Below are 17,034 nucleotides of genomic sequence, written 5' to 3'. Positions count from 1 at the left end.
AGCAAGCTGAGGAAGCCGCCGCCATGCTCGCCAGCATCCGCTCGGCCATGCTGGCGCCGATGGTGCGCAAGGCGTCACCGACATTCAGCGCCGACCAGGTGGCAACGATGTGCGAGGCTTCTTCCCGTGGATCGTTCGCGCACAAGATTGGCAGCCGCAAGGATATGCCCGCAGGGACCCTGGTGTCCAACGGGCGCAAGCGGGTATTTGAACTCGCCGAGGCCCGCCAGTGGGTTCGTGACTACCGCAAGGCAATGCTGCGTCCGGCTGGTGCAGAGGCCGTCACAATCTCGATCGCGAATTTCAAGGGAGGCACGACCAAGACGACCACGGCGATGACCTTGGCACAGGGGCTTTCGCTCATGGGTCACAAGGTGTTGGTGATCGACACGGATCCGCAAGCGTCGTTGACCACCCTCTTTGGCATCTTGCCGGATGTAGAGATCGGTGCAGGTGACACGATCATGTCGCTCGCGGATGGCACGCTGACGAGCGTGCGTCCGCTGATCCGCAGCACCTACTGGGATGGGCTGGACCTTGTTCCTGCCGCTTCCTCTCTTTTTGATGCGGAGTTCATGCTGCCCTCGCGGCAAGGCAAAGAGGGCCTGTCGGGCTTCGAGTTCTACAAGGTTCTGGATCTCGGGATCGATGACGTGCGAGCCGACTATGACGTGATCATCATCGACAGCCCCCCTGCCCTGTCCTACCTCACGATCAATGCATTGATGGCCGCCAATGGCATCATCATGCCGTTGCCGCCGGAGACTCTGGATTTCGCCTCGTCGACCCAATTCTGGTCGCTGTTCTCAGATCTCACCGAGAGCATGTTGGAGTCGCGCGGGCAGACCAAGAGTTTCGACTTCATCAATGTGCTGCTGTCGCGCGTGCCGCCGAAGGCGGGCCGAGGCGCATCGACCACTGCTGATGCCGTGCGGGAATGGATTTCGGCAACTTACAAGGAGAAGGTGCTCCCGCTGGAAATTCCGAGAACCTCGATCGCGTCGCAGAAGTCTTCGGGCTTCGGGACTGTGTACGACAGCGAGGCGAGCGATGCAAAGGACAAGACGTACAAGCGTGCGCGGGACGCATACGACCTGTTCGTTCAGCACGTAGAGGTTTCCATCCGCAACGCGTGGGCGCGTCAGCTGCAGTCCAGCGAGGGAGGTTTGAACCGTTCAAACCCCAAGGAGGTGGTGGCATGAGCGTGGCCTTTGCGCCTGTGCAACGGAGTGGAGGCCGCGAGTGGCGGCATCGGACGAGCCAAGGGGCTCGGCGTGCGGCGTTCGGAACGGGCGCTTGCAAGCCCCTCTGTGGTGGAGCACGACCCCTGCCTGTGGCGGGGAGGGGGTTTGAACGGTTCAAAGCCTCGGCGATGCATGAACCTCCCCGGCCATTTTTGCGACCGGGAGATCTACATGTCGCGAATGCGCGACGACATGAGAAGCGAAACGGATTCTCTAGCAAGGACCTGTCAACGGGGTTCGCCAAGGTGCGCGCAGTTATCGGCGGAAGGGCAGAGGGGATTGAACCGTTCAAAGGGCAGCGCGGAGTATTTACCTCTGGGGCCAGCATCGGTTGTCCCTGGGTACAAGAGGATTGCACGAGCGAGCCGTTCCACCAGCCTCGAAACGCGCGGATGACTTGCGCTCCAATTCTTTGTTCCCGCATCACGCCGGGGTTTGAACCGTTCAAACCTACCCACACGGGTAGTAGCGCAGGCCCGCACACGCACATCGCCGCGCGTACGCTTCATCCTCGACGCTTAGAACCTGCCTTACAGGCTCGTGCGCGCAATTCAATCATGTGGCGATATCAGTCCTGGCAGTGCAGGACATCCCAAGGCTACTGAAGGACAGCTATGGCAAACAAGAATCTCGTCAAACGCGCTTTCAGCGTCACCGCCAATCTTCCCGTGCGCACAGACGCGGCCGTCGTGTCCGTGCCCAGCCAGGAATCCGCACTCGTGCCGTTGGATGCACCCCGCTTTGAGTCGACAGAGGACAGGGCGGGCAACGAGCCAGTGACGCCACCGCGGGCACCCGCGGCGACACCCCGCACGAGCCCTGGATCGATGCTCGCGTTCATGGCGGAGCAGTCCGAGGTTCACAAAGAGGTCATCGACTTGCGACGCCGCCTCGAAGAATTCGACGGTGCGGAGGTCACACGGCGGCTGGATCCCCGGGAGATCTCGGTGTCACGATGGGCCAACCGAGACCGCGCGCATTTTGCGACACAGGCTTTCCTCGACCTGAAAGCCGAAATACAGAGTTCCGGCGGAAACATCCAGCCGATCAAGGTGCGTGCCGTGAGCCCTGCGGAAGCCGGCGCGCAACGCTACGAGATCGTCTACGGCCACCGGCGCCACCAAGCGTGCCTTGAACTGGGCATCCCTGTCCTGGCATTGATAGACCACGGCATGAAGGACACCGATCTGTTCATCGAGATGGACAGAGAAAACCGCGCACGCGAAGATTTGTCGCCGTGGGAGCAAGGCGTGATGTACTCGCGCGCCCTCGACGAAGGACTGTTCCCATCGGCCAAACAGATGGCGGCAGCCTTGGGGGTCGACATGGGCACCATTTCGAAGGCCAAGACGCTTCGCAGCCTCCCCGCAGAAGTCATTGCAGCATTCAATTCGCCGCTCGAACTCCAGTTCCGCTGGGGCAAGCTGTTGACCGACGCGCTTCAAAAAGATCCTGAGGGGATTCTGGAGCGAGCCCGGACGGTGGCAAGCCAGCTGCCGCGACCCAGCGCCGCAGACACCCTCAAGATCCTCATTCAAGCAGCTGGCGCAAAGCGCCGTCGTGAGGGGACGGCGGAATGGCTAGATCCCGCTGGCAACCGCGTGGCCAGCTTGAACACCGATCGCAAGGGAAGGGCCACCATCCTCGTGGAAGCGTTGGATGAGAACCAGCAACGTCGCCTCATCAAGCTGCTGGACGGATTTCTCGGTCTCAAAGCCGAGTAAGCGCGCAACGTTTGAAGTGACTTTAAGTGTGTGAGCGTTCGCTTCGAAGCGCGCCGCACGACGCTCCGCCCGACGGGCCTGCGTTCGGATTTCCAGGAGGGCAGTCGACCGGCCACTTCTGCTGCGCGCGCGACTGCGGAGGGAAGGGCGTGCAGCCTGGCTGGCAGGCACACCGTCTTCCCTTCGCGCACCGCGGTCTGCTAGGCGCCGCTGGCGGATGGAATTCATGATGATGGGATCATGGGACTGCAGGCTGGCACCCCAGCAAGGGCGCGAGGCGCTGGGGCACCACAGGCCGCTCCCGGATCAAGCCTAGGGGAATCGTTCGGTGCGCGGCCCTTGTCCCGGACGACCATCATTGCTGAAATGTTAGTGTCTGCTTTCGTGGCGTGCTCGGTCAAATCGACGGCTCGCTTCGTCGCGCGGAGAATTTCATTTCCGGACTAAACGAAAACTGCGCGATGGACACCATTTATCGCATAGATGATTATTCTTGGGCCGGCACTCAGGCTCCGACCCCCACAACGCCTCCCCGCGCACCATTTCGCACGAGGGTCGAAGTCAATGCAGCGACTCCTGCTGGCGGCCCGCCGACCGCGCGCCATGCTGTGTTCCCCGAGGATTGCTGGACCCGGCACCGGTCACGACGATTTATGGTCCGGGGTTGGTGCGGCTCCGCCGTGTCCACAACGCAATCTCTCAGCCTCGGTGCGCGTCGTGTGACGCGGTACAACGCTTGGGGGCAGGAGCGGCCCGACAACGGTTGTGTGCCTTGCGAGGGCGCGTGCAACACCCGCCTTCCACGCGATCCTTAATTTGCGTTGGCCCGATGTGAACAACCGCCGAAATGCCTCGCCCAAATGCGGCCGCTTGCACCGCGACACAGCGCAGCATGCTGCCCGCAGCGCAGGGTCGTCCCGAGTCTCCAACGGCGCAGCATCGACGCCTCGCGGACGCCGCGCTTGCGCTGGCAGAACTTCTAGGCCCACGGGCCTTGGTCGGCAAACATTCGCTTGTATTGCGACGGTGTAATTCCCAGGACGCGCATGAACGCCCTGCGCATGAGCTCCTCCGAGGAGAACCCGCTGCGCAACGCGATCGCCTTGAGTGACAGCAGCGTCGACTCCATCGCACAGCAAGCGTGCTCCAGACGGATCCTCTCGACAGCGCGCGCCGGCGTATAGCCTGTGGCGCGACGATAAAGCCGCGCGAACGTGCGGGTGGACATCAGCGCCTGATCGGCCAACCGCTGGACGTTGAGCGTCTGGCGCAGGTTCTGAGCGATCCAGTGGTTGAGTGCGATCACGCGCTCGTCGCCGCCTGTGCGGCCACTCAGTCCGCTGCGAAAGCGCGAGAGCGCCTGAACGGGGTCGGGCGAGGGGGCGAGGCGCATCGCAACCTTCAACGCGACAGGGTATCCCTGGTCCTGCGCGATGAGGCGCAGCGCGACGTCCATGCCAGCTGAGGTCATCACGACCTCGCGCACGCCCGAGGGCGCGCCGGGCGGGATCATGGCCAGCGCGGTCTGCAGCACCACGAAGCCGTCCGCACCGATTGAATTGAAGCTGGCGATGTGCGCGCGTGCGCGCGCGATCCATGTGCTGAGTTCCAGCTGGTGCGAGGAGGGCATTCGCAGCGCCTTCGCGGCGCCGGTGCCGCCGCCGACAACGATCAACGCGCGCACGGGTTGCGCGAGTTCGTCCGGAAGCTCGCTGGCCTCGATCGTCAAGTCCAGTTTTTTGCGCGTCGACTGGCGGTTCGCGGTGAAGCAGCGCGTCCTGTACACGTCGGATCCGCCCGCCTCGCGCAGCACATCGTTCGCGACCGAAAACGCGTGGATCGCCGCGCTTGCGTCAAATGGCTCAAAGTCCGCGAGAAGTAGAAACCATACGTCGTACATCGATGATCACGGCAGCATGCCGCGCAGCAAACGTTGTCGAAGTGGTGATGCTTTCGCATCAATCGCGTGCGCCTCCCCATGGCGCAAGGCAGAAACAGTGGGCGTTTTGTCAGCACGCAGCGCCGCAGCACTCCCTAGACTTCAACCCGAAGTCTGCCGGCCCCGCACGGCGTCGAACCTTCCTGTCCACCCCGACATGCACTGGAGGAGAACTTGCGATGAGCAGAAAAGCACGATCAGTTCTGGCTCCCCACGTTGATAACCTGCAGCGGCGACATCGTCGCGCAGTCGCCGCGGCGATCCCGCCTGCAAGTGACCTCCTGCTAGACACGCAGCATCTCCTCGCGGGGGTCGAAGGGCTGGACGCCATCTTTGAGGCGATCACGCTGGGCGCGCGTCGGCTGGGCTTCGAGCGGTGCGCGTACGGCCTGCGCATCAAGGTGCCATTCACGAGACCAGAGACGATAATCATAAGCAACTACGACGCGCGTTGGCAGCAACGTTACCGCGACGCGAACTATCTGGACACCGATCCGACCGTCGCGCATGGCGCGCGCAGTGGCGAGCCCATCATCTGGAGCGACGATGTCTTCAAGCACACGCCGCAGCTGTGGTCGGAGGCTCGTGACTGTGGTCTGCGTGTGGGCTGGGCGCAGTCCTGCTTTGGTGCAAAGGGCATGGTCGGCATGCTCTCGCTCGTGCGTTCTCACGAGGCGCTGTCGTCCGCGGAAATCGCGCAGCACGACCCGTTCTTGCGATGTTTGGCCAACATCGCGCACTTGGCCTTGTCGGCCGGCTTTGCGAGGGACCATCCGGCGTGGCACCCCAAGCTCACGGCCCGTGAAATCGAGGTGCTGCAGTGGACGGCGGACGGAAAGAATACGGAAGACGTCGCCCAGCTCCTGCACATCTCGGTGAACACCGTCAAGTTTCACATCAAGAACGTCATTGAAAAATTGGATGTGCCCAACAAGCCGGCTGCGGTGGCACGCGCGACCGCACTTGGCTTCCTCGACTAGACATGCCTGGCGCCTGCCAAGCGCTTGAAGAGTGCAAGTGCATTGGGCAACACGATCAGTGGCATCGTCAGGCCACGCTCAAGGTCGGGCGCACCGGCGTGCGCTGCCGCTCGCACGGCATGAGATCGATCCGACACGCGAACAGCCGCTGATCGCCGATGCGCACCGGCGCAGCGAAGCGCCGGGCCACGATGCCAGCGCGCTGGAGGATGCGTTCCACGCCCAGCGGCGAAACGGTGACGAGCTCCTCGGCGCCCGCTTTCGCAGCCACCTGCATGGCCGCAGCCAGCAGCGACAGTGCGGCGCTGGACGCGCCGAACCGGGCGACCTCGGGCTGCGAAGCAGCGAGATCGACCGCGGCGAAGCGCGAGAGTTCCCATGTGCGAGCGCTGCGCGGCGCGGGAAGTCCGCCGAGCAGTTGCGGGAACACCTCCGCCAGCAGGTAGGGGCGGTCCGTCGGCAGCAGTCGTGCCACGCCGCGCAGGCCGCCCTCGCGCTTTGGCGCCAGGACGTACAAGGTATCGCGGCGGTCGAACTGGTCGAGCTCGAGACGACCGCGCACCGAAAGGTCCCAGCCAAGCTTTTCCACGAAGACCTGGTGACGGTAGTGCGCCATGTCGAAGAGCATTTCTGCAGACAGTGTGTCCGCTGTGCCTGTCACGATGTGCATGCAACCTCCTGGTGGATGACAGGCGAATTACAGGCAAAGGCACGGCATCGCAAAACTACCTGAAATGGCAGGTCCGAGCGCCCGCGTGCCAGCAGGCAGCGGGCTGGACGAGGCGCAACGCGTGAGCAGCAAGACATCAGAAGATGCCGCAAGGCGCCGCGGGCCCGGGCGCCCCTTGGCCGTTCTTTTGCATCCCATGCAACGCTTGCTTCCGTTCACGCATCTTGAAAAGATGCCCGCATGTTCAGCTTCTCTGCTCACACACGCATGCACGCCTGCCTGCCGCGAGGCGCGGCCAGCGCGCACTGCCCGCATGCAGGCCACGGGCTTCTCGCCCGCCGGTCGCCTTCAGGCTTGCAACGCACGGGCGCCGCACGGCTGGAGTCCGTCCCCCTGAGAGGCGGCTGGCGCGATGGCATGTGCCTGCGACGGCGACGGCGACGGCGCGACGCGACGCTCGCGCATCGAGCGCGCGCGCGAAATCGGCAACTGCGCGCGGCAGCGCAAGGGGAGGGCAGCGCTTGGTGGAACCCTCCTCGAGGTTCGATCGTGAACGGCGTGTGGACGCCGCTGGCAAGGGGCGGTCGCAAGTGAGCCGAAGACGTGTTGCTTCGCCCTTGCCGAGCGCGCATGTCCTCAAGCTGCCAGCTCGCCTGAGGTCGGCGGCCCCGCGCGCCACGCCACCTGCGCGCAGTGAACCCGCATTGATGCTCGGCACGCAAATCAAGGCGCTGCGCCTCGCGGCGCACACCTCGGCCGGCGAACTTGCAGCCCGCGCAGGCGTGTCGCGTTCGATGCTCTCGCGTGTCGAGCGCGGCCTTGCGTCGCCCTCCGTGCAAACGCTGGAACGTGTGGCGCAAGGCCTTGGCGTGTCAATCTCACGCTTCTTCGCCGAGCGCACGCCGCGTTCGGTGTTCTTTCACGTGCCTGCGGGCACAGGCATTCCCTTGCCGCGCACTGTGCCTGGCGACGGCTGCAGTTGCGAACTGCTGGGCCACCTGATGTCTGGTGACCTGAGCATGACACCGTCCCTGGTCCAGATGCGTACGCCCGGGGCGCCCCCCAGCGCGGCACAAGCAGGCCTGAAGCTCGTCTACATGCTCGCGGGTCGCGCTCACTATCGTTATGGCCCCAAGGTCGTGCTGCTTGCGCCCGGGGACACGCTTTTGTTCGATGCGGCGCAGTGCCACGGCGTCGAGGCGATCGAGGTCGCACCGGTTCGCTACCTGTGTACGACGGTCGCCCTGCGCAACTGAGGCGGGTGCCTTGGGGCCCGGCCGCGCGAATGACCGAGAGCGCTGCGATGTATGCCGCTCAGGGTGGGCGTGCGGCACGCAGGTTGGTGATGCCCCCAACGATGATGAGCGCTAGCCCGACCATTGCCGCGATGTCGGGGATGTCCCCCCACACCAGGTAACCGAGCAGACACGCCCAGACAAGCAGGGTGTAGCGAAAAGGCGTGACCACGGAGAGGTCCGTGCCGCGGCACGCCGCGATGAGCGCCACATTTCCCAATGCGGTGCACAGGGCCGCGCCCACGAGGGCCAAGGCCTCGCGTCGCAGGAGCGAACTCCACGATTCCTGCAATGCCCATCCAAGCGCCGGGCCCGCTGCGCAGACAGCGAGCGTCGTGGCGAATGCGACATTGATCGATGACATCGACGGCGGCAGCCGACGGGTCACCATGTCCCTGGCGGCAAGCGACACGGCACACAGGCCCGAAAAAAGGATTCCTGCGGTGCTAGCTTGCATCGAGGGCCGCACGACCAGCCACGCGCCGCCCAGGCCGACGAGCACCGCCAGTAGGCGGCGCGGCTGCGTGGGTTCCCATCGCAATGCCATGCTCGCGCACGCGATCAGCAGCGGCGCCGTCATCATGAGCGCGCTGACCAACCCGAGCGAGGCACGCGCGAGTGCGAGCACGGACATCACCGCGGTGCTGATCTCCAGGGCGCATCGAAGAACCATGATGGGTTGGCGCATTTGGCGTCGAAGGCCTGCCGCATCGGTGCGTCTCCACATCGCAACGACAATCACCGCGCTCGCGGCCGCCCCACGCACGGCCAGGACCTGGCCCGGTGGAAACGCCTGCAGCGTGAGCTTCACGAGGGTGTCGTTGAGAACATAGCAGGCCATCGCCAGCGTCATCAGGACCATGCCGCGGCGGTCGGTCGTGGCGTCAATCACCGGCCATGCCCACGTTCCCGTCGGCGGGCGCCGGCGGTGCGTATCCGTCGGTGGTCGGCATCGGCGCCGATGTGCCGCCGCACTGCTGCAGCACTTCCCACGGCGCGCGAGCTTTCAGGACGATCTCGGCGACTTCCTCATCGGGATCCGACAGCGCAATGATGGCCCCGCCTGTGCCGATGGACACGCGTCCGTCGGTACAGACGATCGTGCGGATCACGATATTGAGTTCGGCCGAGCCATTGAACGACAGATATCCGATGCTGCCGGCATAGACGCCGCGCGCGGCCTCTTCGAGGCCATCGAGGATGCGCATCGTGCGCTCCTTCGGCGCGCCAGTCATCGAACCTCCCGGAAAGGTGGCGCACACACCGTCGATCGGTCCCAGCCGGGCGCGCAGGCGACCCCTGACCGTGCTGACCATCTGATGCACCGTCGCGAAACTTTCGATCTCGAAGAGCCGAGGGACATGGACCGTGCCCACGTCACAGACGCGGTTGAGGTCGTTGCGAAGCAGGTCCACGATCATCAGGTTCTCGGCGCGAGTTTTCTCGTCGGCCTGCAGCGCCGCCTTGATTCGTTCATCGTCGTGTGCATCGACGCCGCGCCCAGCGGTCCCCTTGATCGGCCGGGTCTCCACGCTGGCGTCGACACCGATGCGAAGGAAAAGTTCGGGGGAGGCGCACAGCACCGAAACCTCAGGCATCTTCAGGAAGGCGGCGTAGGGTGCCGGTGTGCGTGCGCGCAGTGCGCGGTACACCGCCCAGGCATCGATCGTGCCCTCGCCCACAAGCTGATTCGTCAGGCAGACCTCGTAGGTTTCGCCTTGAAGAATCTCTTGCTGGGCGCGCACGATGCGCGCTCGGTAGTCGGGCAGGTCGATGCGCCATCGCAGCGGTCCAAGCCCACAGGCCGCGTCTTGCCAATCGGGTTCCAGCGCGTGAAGGCCGTGCGCCATCCGCTGTTCGACGTCGTCCAACCACTGTGCGTTGAGCGCACAAAGCACTTCATCGTCGAGGCAGACGATCCATGTCTGTTGCTCGACATGGTCGAAGGCGATGAATCGATCGGCAACGATCCATGCGGCATCGGGCGTGTCGGCGAGGTGCGTGGGGTGGCCGCCGAGTTCGCGCTTGAGCTCGTAGCCGAAGTACCCGACATGCCCGCCAGCGAAGTCGAAGGGCAGGGCCGTCGCGCTGGCGCGAGGCGCCGGCGCATGATCTCGGAGGTAGTCGAAGATGCTCTGGGTGCGCTTGTTCACAGCGCCATGGGCATGAATCGCGAGTTCCTGCGTGTCGCAGCGGTAAGTGACCCGCTTGCTGCGTGGTCCGCTGCCGTCGCCCATGAAGGAGAAGCGGGCTCGCCCGCTCTCCACCAAGCTGCTGTCGAGCCAGAACGACGTTGGGGCGTCGGAAAAAAGGGTGTCGAATACCTGCTCCGGGTTGGGCAGGGCATCGATGCAGCGGGCGTGGATCTTCGGTGCAGGGTCCTGGCCCAGGCGGAATTCGGGCAGAAAGCTGCCCATCGAAGACGCCTTGTGAACGCCCCCGCGCCAGGCGTGCGTCAGCTCCCGGAAATTGCGCAACAGCCTGGCACCGTACTCGGTGCAGATCGATTCAGGATGGAACTGCACGCCCCACCACGGGCGCGAGACGTGCCGCAGGGCCATCAACGTGCCATCGGCCGTCCACGCGAGCGGCTCGAGCTCCGAGGGCAGGTCCGTCACGGCGAGCGAGTGGTAACGCACCGCCTCGAAGTTGTTCGGTATGCCTGCAAACAGATCCACCGATCCGTGTGCGATGCGGTCGAGGCGCCCGTGCATTGGACGCACGGCCAGATCCACCGTGGCGCCGCAATGGTGCGCGATGGCCTGATGTCCAAGGCACACGCCTAGCACCGGGACGCGCGCATGCTGCAGCGCATCCGCGGAAATGCCCAGATCGCTGTGGCGTTGCGGGCGCCCCGGTCCGGGCGAGATCACGATGTTGTCAAAACTCAGACCGCAGATCTCGCTCCAGGGTTTCTCATCGTTCTTCACCACGACTGGTTCCTCGTCGTTGCAAGCCGCGAGGTACTGGTACAGGTTGTAGGTGAAGGAGTCGTGGTTGTCGATCAAGAGGGTGCGCATGCCGGTTCCTGTGGAATGGATGGGCCATGCATGGTTGACTAGCCGGGCCGGTGCAGCAACTGCCGGATCAGGTAGTCGACACACAGCCAGGGCAGGGCGTTGCCGAAGCCGACCGCGCCATCGCCGGGATGTATTCGCACCGATGAACAGCCAACTTGTTGTTGTGCCTTCCCTGCCACGCGTTCGGCGGGTTCGTTGGCCTCGACTAGATGTGAAGCGTCAAGAGGTTGTTTCTTGACGATTTGATTCTGGACATAGGCGCGAGGCCGCCGATACCGCTGTGCGGGCGGTGCCAGTTGTAGTGGTGCTGCCAGCTTGCCAGGGCATCGGTTCGATGCGCTGAGTTCTGGTAGGTCCAGCCGTAGGCCCATTCGCGCAACGCGGACTGGATGAACCTCTCGGCCTTGCCGTTGGTCTGCGGTCTGTAGGGTCGCGTGAAGCTGTGCTTGATGCCCAGTTCAGTGCAAGCTGCCTTGAACTCGCGCGAGCGGAACGCCGGGCCGTTGTCCGTCAGCAGTCTTCGCACGGTGATGCCCAGGCGGGCGTAATAGTCCACCGCATTGCGCAGGAACAGGACCGCCTGCGCCTGCTTCTCGTCGGGGTGCATAGCGATGAACGCCAGCCTTGCGTGGTCGTCGATGGCCACGAACAACGTCTCCCAGCCAGCACCATCGACCGAGTCGCGCCGGTTGCCCGTGACGCGATGGCTGGGCCGCACGATGCGCCCAAGCTTCTTGGTGTCGATGTGCAGCAGATCGCCAGGTGCTTCGTGCTCGTAGCGCACGATTGGCTCGGCAGGCTCCAGGTCACTCAGCTTGGACATGCCTGCTCGCGCCAGCACGCGGCTGACGGTCGAGGCTGATACGCCCACGCTGCGTGCAATGCGTGACTGCAGCATCCGACGTTTACGCAACTCGAGGATGAGCAAGGCCTTGCCCGAGTCGATGGCCCTGGGCGAGCGTGCGGGTCTTGAAGATGCATCGGCCAAGGCGGCTTCTCCGCCTGCCAGATAACGTCCAAGCCACTTCCTGGCCGTGGGTGCTGTGACGCCGTGTGCAGCCGCCGCGCGCACGGCATCCAAGCCTTCCAAAGTCATCTGCTTGACCATCTCGAATCGGCGGGCGAAGGTAAGTCGGGCATGCTTATGGGTGTTCATCCGGTTGGGCGTCCTGAGTCGATTGGGTGTTTGGCGACTTCCAGTCTCTCAAACCCAATCCGGATGAACACCGGATACAACCTATTGGAGCTTCACAACTAGAGGTCGACCTGCTCAGACAATCCTGCTTTTTCGATGCCTGAGGGCCGATATCAGGCGCACACGCTGCGTGCAGCGCCGGCGGGCGCGGTCAGGCGGGAAAGAAGTCGCGGATGTCGGCGAACTCGCTGGAGGCCTGCGCCGAGAGGGCCAAGGCCTTGATGGCCCTGGCGTCCGCATAGGGAACCTCGGCGCTGTACGTCGGCGCATGACGACACAACAGATCGTCATCGTCCAGGTTCACCAGGACCCGGCAGGCGATCGGTCTGTGCTCGTAGACGGAGCACGTCTCGCGGACCAGGAAAGGGCACGGCGAGGGTGTCGGCAGCTGCTGCAGCGTTTCTTGCGCGTTGATCACATCCGCCTCCGTCTCCAGCGCATCGAGCCGCACGGGATGGGTCGGCATGTTCAAGCTGCGGCCAGATGCGCGCGCCAGGCGCGCCGCTTCCACCCGGGAAATCGTGACCGCGATGTGGCAGCAATGCGCGCAGCCGCTGCGGCAGGCCCCCACGTCCTCCAACGGCCGTGCCCATGCGGAGGCCGCGCGCTGCAGCCAAATCACGCGTTGCTCCAGCGATCTCGCACGTTGTGAGGCGGCGATCAGCGCGCTGGCGGCGTCGTTGGGTCGTAGGTCTTTCAGCTTCGCGCCCGCCCGCTGCGCCGCGGTGACAGCGCGTTCGCGCTGTCGCGTCGCCAGATCGAGACCGGGGGGTGATTCCATTGGCGTCAGCTTAGCCGATCGAATCGTGGCGTATCCGGGGTGCGCCTCGCATGCCAGCGGCCGCCCTGCACACCGTCTTCAGCGTTGGATGCCCTGCAACGCGCCTGAGACGCTGAGGAAAGGAGGGCGATTGGCTCGTCCTCGGGGCAAAACGGGCGTTGGCATCCTGCGCGAGGCGCGGCGAATGCGGCGTCTCGCCAAGCTTCGCAGCCAGCAAGACGAAATGCCAACGCACGATTCACTTCATGAGCGTGAGCCGCCGCACGTATGACGGGCGCTTCTGCGGCGTTCCCTGCCGACAGAGTCGCCGGGCAGCACTGAGCGTCGGACCGCGCCGGTGCAAATTTTCCACCGAACGACGCGGATTTACGCCCACAGTCACTCCCGGCGCGGGTCTGCTGCTCGATTTGGCCGCGCAGGGGATCGACCAGCGGTTCGAGGACACTTCGGCGGGCTCGAACTCGAAGGGCGTCACAGGGGCCGCCGGTCTCAGGCGCTCGCGTCGGCAACCGCGCGACAGTCCTCGCACGCGCGCATTGGCAATGCGATCGCGCGGGCAAAGGGACACCTGCCGGCTCGCGCGTCTGGCGTTGTGGCCCACGTTGACGTAGGCACTGATGCGGTCCCGAAAGCGCAAAGGCCTGAGCGCCGCCCCGTCGCATGCCGTCAGGTCATCCGACTGTGCGTTCGGGTAGTGGGCGGTGCCTTCGCCCAGGGGTAGGCTGACCAGAACCCGCGTCATCACGATGCGACGAAGGTAGAAAGCCGCCCATGCCGACCACCCATCACCCCGCTGCAGTTCTTCGCGTCCCCGTCATCCCCGTCATCCCCGTCATCCCCGTCATGCGCGTGTGCGTTCGTGCGCTCATGGCCAGTGGTGCAATGGTCTTCCTGTCCATTGCATGCGCGGGCGCCACTGCGGCCCCTTCGAAGGACCTTTCCGCATTGATCGATCTGTGTGCGGTTCGCCTGGAGATTTCCCGAAGCGTCGCGCTGACCAAATGGGACACCCAACAGCCGGTTGCGGATCCGCCGGGAGACCCCCGCGAGCGCCAGGTCATCGATGCCGCGTCCGAGGAAGCCTCGCGCGTGGGTCTTCGCAGCGAAACGGCATCGGCATTCTTTGCGGACCAGGTCGAGGCGAGCAAGCTCGTACAGATCGTGCTCATGGCGGACTGGCGACGCTCGGGCGGTGCGCCCCTCGAGCCTCGAGCAGACCTGAAGACAGCGTTGCGCCCGGCGCTCGACAAGTTGCGCAGCGCGCTCATCCAAGAACTGATCGCGACACGGGCACTGCGAGTAGCGCCCGAATGTCCGCAGACGCTCGCGATGGCAACGCTCGCGCATGTGAACGCCCACCGGCTGCCCGCCGTGTATCGCATCGCGCTGGACCGAGGCATGGCGCGCGTTTGCGGCGAATGAAAGGCGCGCCCCGTGCCGGTGGCCGACCCTTGTCGTGCGACGCGTCCAAGTTTAAATGACCTGACTGAGAAACTTGCGGATGCGAGGGTCTGCATCCGGGCCGAAGAACGCTGCCGGTGGTGCGTCTTGCACCACGCGCCCCTCGTCCATGAAGACGACTTTGTCCGCGACCGCCCGCGCGAAACCCATTTCATGCGTGATGCACACCATCGTCATCCCGTCGCGCGCGAGCAGCATCATGGTGTCGAGCACTTCTTTGACCATCTCCGGGTCCAGCGCGGATGTGGCTTCGTCGAACAACATCACCGAGGGGTCCAGGCACAGGGCCCGCGCGATCGCCACGCGTTGCTGCTGGCCGCCGGACAACTGCGCAGGATAGGCGGATGCCTTGTCGGCGAGCCGAACACGATCAAGGTGTGCGAGCGCGATTTCCCTGGACTCGTCCCTCGATCGGCGGCGCACCCATCGTTGGGCCAGGGTGCAGTTGTCGAGCACGCTCAGATGTGGAAAGAGGTTGAACTGCTGGAACACCATCCCGACGTTGGCGCGGATCAGCGCCGAATGAGGCATGTCTGGCGACACCATCGTGCCGTTGACGGTCACGGTGCCGCTGCCGTAGGCCTCCAGCCCGCTGATGCATCGCGCGAGGGTGGACTTGCCCGAGCCCGATGGGCCGCAGACGACCGCACGTTGCCCGGCTTCGACGCGCAGATGGACATCACGCAGCACCAGATGCTGGCCGAAGTGTTTCGAGACGCCGTCGACCGAGACCATCGCAGGGGGGGAATGCACTCGCACGATCAGCGCTCCTTGCGGTACATCACGCCGGCAGGGCTGTCTCGCCACGCCGTCAACCGTCCGCCGCTCACGCGGTCGCGGCCGTAGACGATCCATGCGTCGTCGACGGTGCCGATGAACTTCACCAGACGAAGACGTTCGGGATGCGCTGCCACAGCGTGCGCGTAGCCCACCCCTGCGTCGTAGCGGCCGTCGATCAGCCCGCGGGTGACCTGCGCAACCGTCTCGACCAACTCGATGTGCTCCCAAGGCCCGCGATCGATGTAGTCCAAGGTCGGTCGCATCACTGCAAGCGTCTTCGCATGAGCGACATCGTTGCGCTGGATAACGGCGAGTTCCTGACTTGGGGAGAGAAACGTGTCGATCACGTACAAGCCCTGGAAGAATTTGGCAACGGTGGCCATGGTGGCGGGATGCACGGCGCACTGGACCAGGAAATCCGCTTGTGCATCGAGCACGGCCTTCGCGCCTTCCTCGAAGTCGGCCGCCAGCGTCAGCGTCGCTCGCTCGCGGATGTCGTGGAATTCCAGATAGCGGGAGGCCACGTGCTCGTGGTTGCTGCCCGAGGGGCCCAAGGTGATGAACTTCATGACGTGGTGCGAACAGTGGGATGGGAACGATGGAATGAGGTTTCGAGCCGGCGCATCGCCAGCATCAGGCTGTAGTTCAGCGCCAGGTAGACGATGCCGGCGCTCATGAACACTTCGTACGGTGCGTAGGTCTCTGCGCTCAGCAGACGGGCGGTCCCCGTCAGTTCCAGCAAGGTCACGGTGCTCGCCAGCGAGGTCGCCTTGCAGGTCAGGATGATTTCGTTGCCGAACGCGGGCAGCGCGATGCGAAGCGCCAGGGGCAGCTCGATCAGACAGAACGTGGCCGGTCGACCGAGCCCGAGCACGGACGCGGCCTCGCGCATGCTTCTGGGAACTGCCGCGAGCGCTGCAGCCAGCGTCTTCCCGGTGTAGGAGGCCGAGTTGAGACCCAGGGCGATCACCACGCACCAGAAGGGATCGCTCAGGACCGGCCAGAACACGGAGTAACGCACGACCTCGAATTGGCTGGCGCCGTAGTACAGCAAAAAGATCTGCACCAACGACGGTGTGCCGCGGAAGAACATCACGTAAGCATTGGCCGTCGCGCGCAGCAGTGCGGAACGGGACGCCTTGCACAGCGCGAGGGGAAGAGCCAGTGCGGTGCCCAGGAGAATGACGAGGGCCGTGAGCTTCAGCGTGAGCCAGGCTGCCGTGACGAGGGCGGGCAGTACCGCCGCTGCAAGTTCGACGTCGAACATTGCGGCTCAGTGCGTTTGCGCGCGCGCGGCGCTGCGTTCGGCCCATTCAAGGCACACTGTCGCGGCACCGGTCAAGGCCAGATAGATGCATGCGGCGGCGAAATACATCGTGAACGGCTCGCGCGTGGTGCCTGAGGCCTCGGCAGCCTTTCGCATCAGTTCGTCGCATCCGACGATCGACACGATCGATGTCTGTTTGAGCAGCACGATCGACTGGTTGCCGAATGGCGCGAGCGCGACGCGGGCCGCCTGGGGCAAGACGACGCTCCATAGCGACTGCAGCCGGGTGAGACCCAAGGTTCTGGCCGCTTCGCGTTGGGCTCGTGCAATGGACTGCAGTGCACCGCGCGCGATCTCCGCGAAGTAAGCCCCGAACGACAGCGCCAACGCGACGACGCCAGCCGCGAATGTGTCGACTTCGACGTAGCGGCCCGTCGCTGCCGCCAGCGCTGCGGTGCCCGCAAAGAAGACGCCAAAGACGACCAGCAGGTCCGGCACGCCCCGGATGACGGCGGTGTACGCATAGCCCGCGGCTTGCAGGACGCGGATGCCCGAGAGCTGCAGCCAGCAGCCGATCGCGCCGAACACCGTGCCCACCAGCAGCGAGGCCGCCGCCAATTCGACGGTGGTCACCGTGCCGAGCAGCAACTGACCTCCAAAACCATGCAACATGCTCAT

Annotated in this window: 15 protein-coding genes; 5 read left to right on the top strand and 10 right to left on the bottom strand. The window is 64.6% G+C overall.

The genetic code is table 11. The features are described 5' to 3' along the window. Positions 1-23: 23 nt before the first annotated feature. Positions 24-1,202 (top strand): AAA family ATPase, encoded by a 1,179-nt coding sequence (locus tag BM004_RS37690; RefSeq protein WP_093221627.1) that lies wholly within the window; start codon positions 24-26, stop codon positions 1,200-1,202. Between the two features lie 656 nt (positions 1,203-1,858). Then, entirely contained in the window at positions 1,859-2,968 is a 1,110-nt protein-coding gene (locus tag BM004_RS37685) for a ParB/RepB/Spo0J family partition protein (protein ID WP_093221625.1), read from the top strand. 979 nt (positions 2,969-3,947) lie between these two features. Here the strand turns inward: BM004_RS37685 and BM004_RS37680 are convergent. Then, positions 3,948-4,868 carry a GlxA family transcriptional regulator gene (locus BM004_RS37680; RefSeq protein WP_093221623.1) on the bottom strand — a complete coding sequence of 307 codons (921 nt, stop codon included), beginning with the start codon at positions 4,866-4,868 and terminating at the stop codon, positions 3,948-3,950. Positions 4,869-5,086: 218 nt separating this feature from the next. Between BM004_RS37680 and BM004_RS37675 the strand changes: the two genes are divergently transcribed. Beyond that, positions 5,087-5,887 carry a LuxR family transcriptional regulator gene (locus tag BM004_RS37675; RefSeq protein ID WP_093221620.1) on the top strand — a complete coding sequence of 267 codons (801 nt, stop codon included), beginning with the start codon at positions 5,087-5,089 and terminating at the stop codon, positions 5,885-5,887. Between the two features lie 67 nt (positions 5,888-5,954). Here BM004_RS37675 and BM004_RS37670 read toward each other — a convergent pair whose 3' ends face one another. Beyond that, positions 5,955-6,557: an acyl-homoserine-lactone synthase gene (locus BM004_RS37670; RefSeq protein ID WP_093221618.1), complete on the bottom strand. Its 603-nt coding sequence runs from the start codon at positions 6,555-6,557 to the stop codon at positions 5,955-5,957. A 707-nt stretch (positions 6,558-7,264) separates the two neighbouring features. Here BM004_RS37670 and BM004_RS37665 point away from each other — a divergent pair. Continuing rightward, on the top strand, positions 7,265-7,813 hold the full coding sequence (locus tag BM004_RS37665; protein WP_093133885.1) for a helix-turn-helix domain-containing protein: 549 nt from the start codon (positions 7,265-7,267) through the stop codon (positions 7,811-7,813). 58 nt (positions 7,814-7,871) lie between these two features. Here the strand turns inward: BM004_RS37665 and BM004_RS37660 are convergent, their stop codons facing one another. The 4 genes from BM004_RS37660 to BM004_RS37645 all read right to left on the bottom strand — a co-directional run bounded on the left by BM004_RS37660 (position 7,872) and on the right by BM004_RS37645 (position 12,848). Then, positions 7,872-8,714 carry a DMT family transporter gene (locus BM004_RS37660; protein ID WP_256220251.1) on the bottom strand — a complete coding sequence of 281 codons (843 nt, stop codon included), beginning with the start codon at positions 8,712-8,714 and terminating at the stop codon, positions 7,872-7,874. A 22-nt stretch (positions 8,715-8,736) separates the two neighbouring features. Then, on the bottom strand, positions 8,737-10,872 hold the full coding sequence (pabB, locus tag BM004_RS37655) for an aminodeoxychorismate synthase component I (protein WP_093221615.1): 2,136 nt from the start codon (positions 10,870-10,872) through the stop codon (positions 8,737-8,739). Between the two features lie 205 nt (positions 10,873-11,077). Further along, on the bottom strand, positions 11,078-12,028 hold the full coding sequence (locus BM004_RS37650; RefSeq protein WP_093221612.1) for an IS481 family transposase: 951 nt from the start codon (positions 12,026-12,028) through the stop codon (positions 11,078-11,080). Positions 12,029-12,218: 190 nt separating this feature from the next. Continuing rightward, entirely contained in the window at positions 12,219-12,848 is a 630-nt protein-coding gene (locus tag BM004_RS37645) for a YkgJ family cysteine cluster protein (RefSeq protein ID WP_093133891.1), read from the bottom strand. A gap of 771 nt (positions 12,849-13,619) precedes the next feature. Here BM004_RS37645 and BM004_RS37640 point away from each other — a divergent pair. After that, a complete protein-coding gene (locus BM004_RS37640) occupies positions 13,620-14,270 on the top strand; it encodes a chorismate mutase (protein WP_256220250.1) in 651 nt (216 codons plus the stop codon). A 51-nt stretch (positions 14,271-14,321) separates the two neighbouring features. Here BM004_RS37640 and BM004_RS37635 read toward each other — a convergent pair whose 3' ends face one another. From BM004_RS37635 to BM004_RS37620, 4 genes are read right to left on the bottom strand one after another with little or no spacing between them, the layout of a single operon-like run. Continuing rightward, entirely contained in the window at positions 14,322-15,044 is a 723-nt protein-coding gene (locus BM004_RS37635; protein ID WP_093133894.1) for an amino acid ABC transporter ATP-binding protein, read from the bottom strand. A gap of 26 nt (positions 15,045-15,070) precedes the next feature. After that, entirely contained in the window at positions 15,071-15,658 is a 588-nt protein-coding gene (locus tag BM004_RS37630) for a hypothetical protein (RefSeq protein WP_093133897.1), read from the bottom strand. Continuing rightward, the gene (locus BM004_RS37625; RefSeq protein WP_093133900.1) at positions 15,655-16,356 is read right to left on the bottom strand and encodes an ABC transporter permease; all 702 of its coding nucleotides are present in this window, start codon (positions 16,354-16,356) and stop codon (positions 15,655-15,657) included. The genes BM004_RS37630 and BM004_RS37625 overlap by 4 nt, the downstream gene beginning before the upstream one ends. A gap of 6 nt (positions 16,357-16,362) precedes the next feature. Then, entirely contained in the window at positions 16,363-17,034 is a 672-nt protein-coding gene (locus BM004_RS37620; RefSeq protein ID WP_093133903.1) for an ABC transporter permease, read from the bottom strand.

Source organism: Variovorax sp. OK212, assembly GCF_900112425.1.
GTDB lineage: Bacteria > Pseudomonadota > Gammaproteobacteria > Burkholderiales > Burkholderiaceae_C > Variovorax.
This window is presented reverse-complemented; position numbering and strand designations above follow the sequence as displayed.

Bases quoted from the DNA above. Each gene is read 5' to 3' on its own strand.
- BM004_RS37630 (WP_093133897.1), bottom strand. From the start codon at position 15,658: ATGAAGTTCATCACCTTGGGCCCCTCGGGCAGCAACCACGAGCACGTG.
- BM004_RS37665 (WP_093133885.1), top strand. From the start codon at position 7,265: ATGCTCGGCACGCAAATCAAGGCGCTGCGCCTCGCGGCGCACACCTCG.
- BM004_RS37660 (WP_256220251.1), bottom strand. From the start codon at position 8,714: ATGGTCCTGATGACGCTGGCGATGGCCTGCTATGTTCTCAACGACACC.
- BM004_RS37635 (WP_093133894.1), bottom strand. From the start codon at position 15,044: ATGGTCTCGGTCGACGGCGTCTCGAAACACTTCGGCCAGCATCTGGTG.
- BM004_RS37690 (WP_093221627.1), top strand. From the start codon at position 24: ATGCTCGCCAGCATCCGCTCGGCCATGCTGGCGCCGATGGTGCGCAAG.
- BM004_RS37645 (WP_093133891.1), bottom strand. From the start codon at position 12,848: ATGGAATCACCCCCCGGTCTCGATCTGGCGACGCGACAGCGCGAACGC.
- BM004_RS37640 (WP_256220250.1), top strand. From the start codon at position 13,620: ATGCCGACCACCCATCACCCCGCTGCAGTTCTTCGCGTCCCCGTCATC.
- pabB (WP_093221615.1), bottom strand. From the start codon at position 10,872: ATGCGCACCCTCTTGATCGACAACCACGACTCCTTCACCTACAACCTG.
- BM004_RS37670 (WP_093221618.1), bottom strand. From the start codon at position 6,557: ATGCACATCGTGACAGGCACAGCGGACACACTGTCTGCAGAAATGCTC.
- BM004_RS37675 (WP_093221620.1), top strand. From the start codon at position 5,087: ATGAGCAGAAAAGCACGATCAGTTCTGGCTCCCCACGTTGATAACCTG.
- BM004_RS37685 (WP_093221625.1), top strand. From the start codon at position 1,859: ATGGCAAACAAGAATCTCGTCAAACGCGCTTTCAGCGTCACCGCCAAT.
- BM004_RS37680 (WP_093221623.1), bottom strand. From the start codon at position 4,868: ATGTACGACGTATGGTTTCTACTTCTCGCGGACTTTGAGCCATTTGAC.
- BM004_RS37650 (WP_093221612.1), bottom strand. From the start codon at position 12,028: ATGAACACCCATAAGCATGCCCGACTTACCTTCGCCCGCCGATTCGAG.
- BM004_RS37625 (WP_093133900.1), bottom strand. From the start codon at position 16,356: ATGTTCGACGTCGAACTTGCAGCGGCGGTACTGCCCGCCCTCGTCACG.
- BM004_RS37620 (WP_093133903.1), bottom strand. From the start codon at position 17,034: ATGAGCATGTTGCATGGTTTTGGAGGTCAGTTGCTGCTCGGCACGGTG.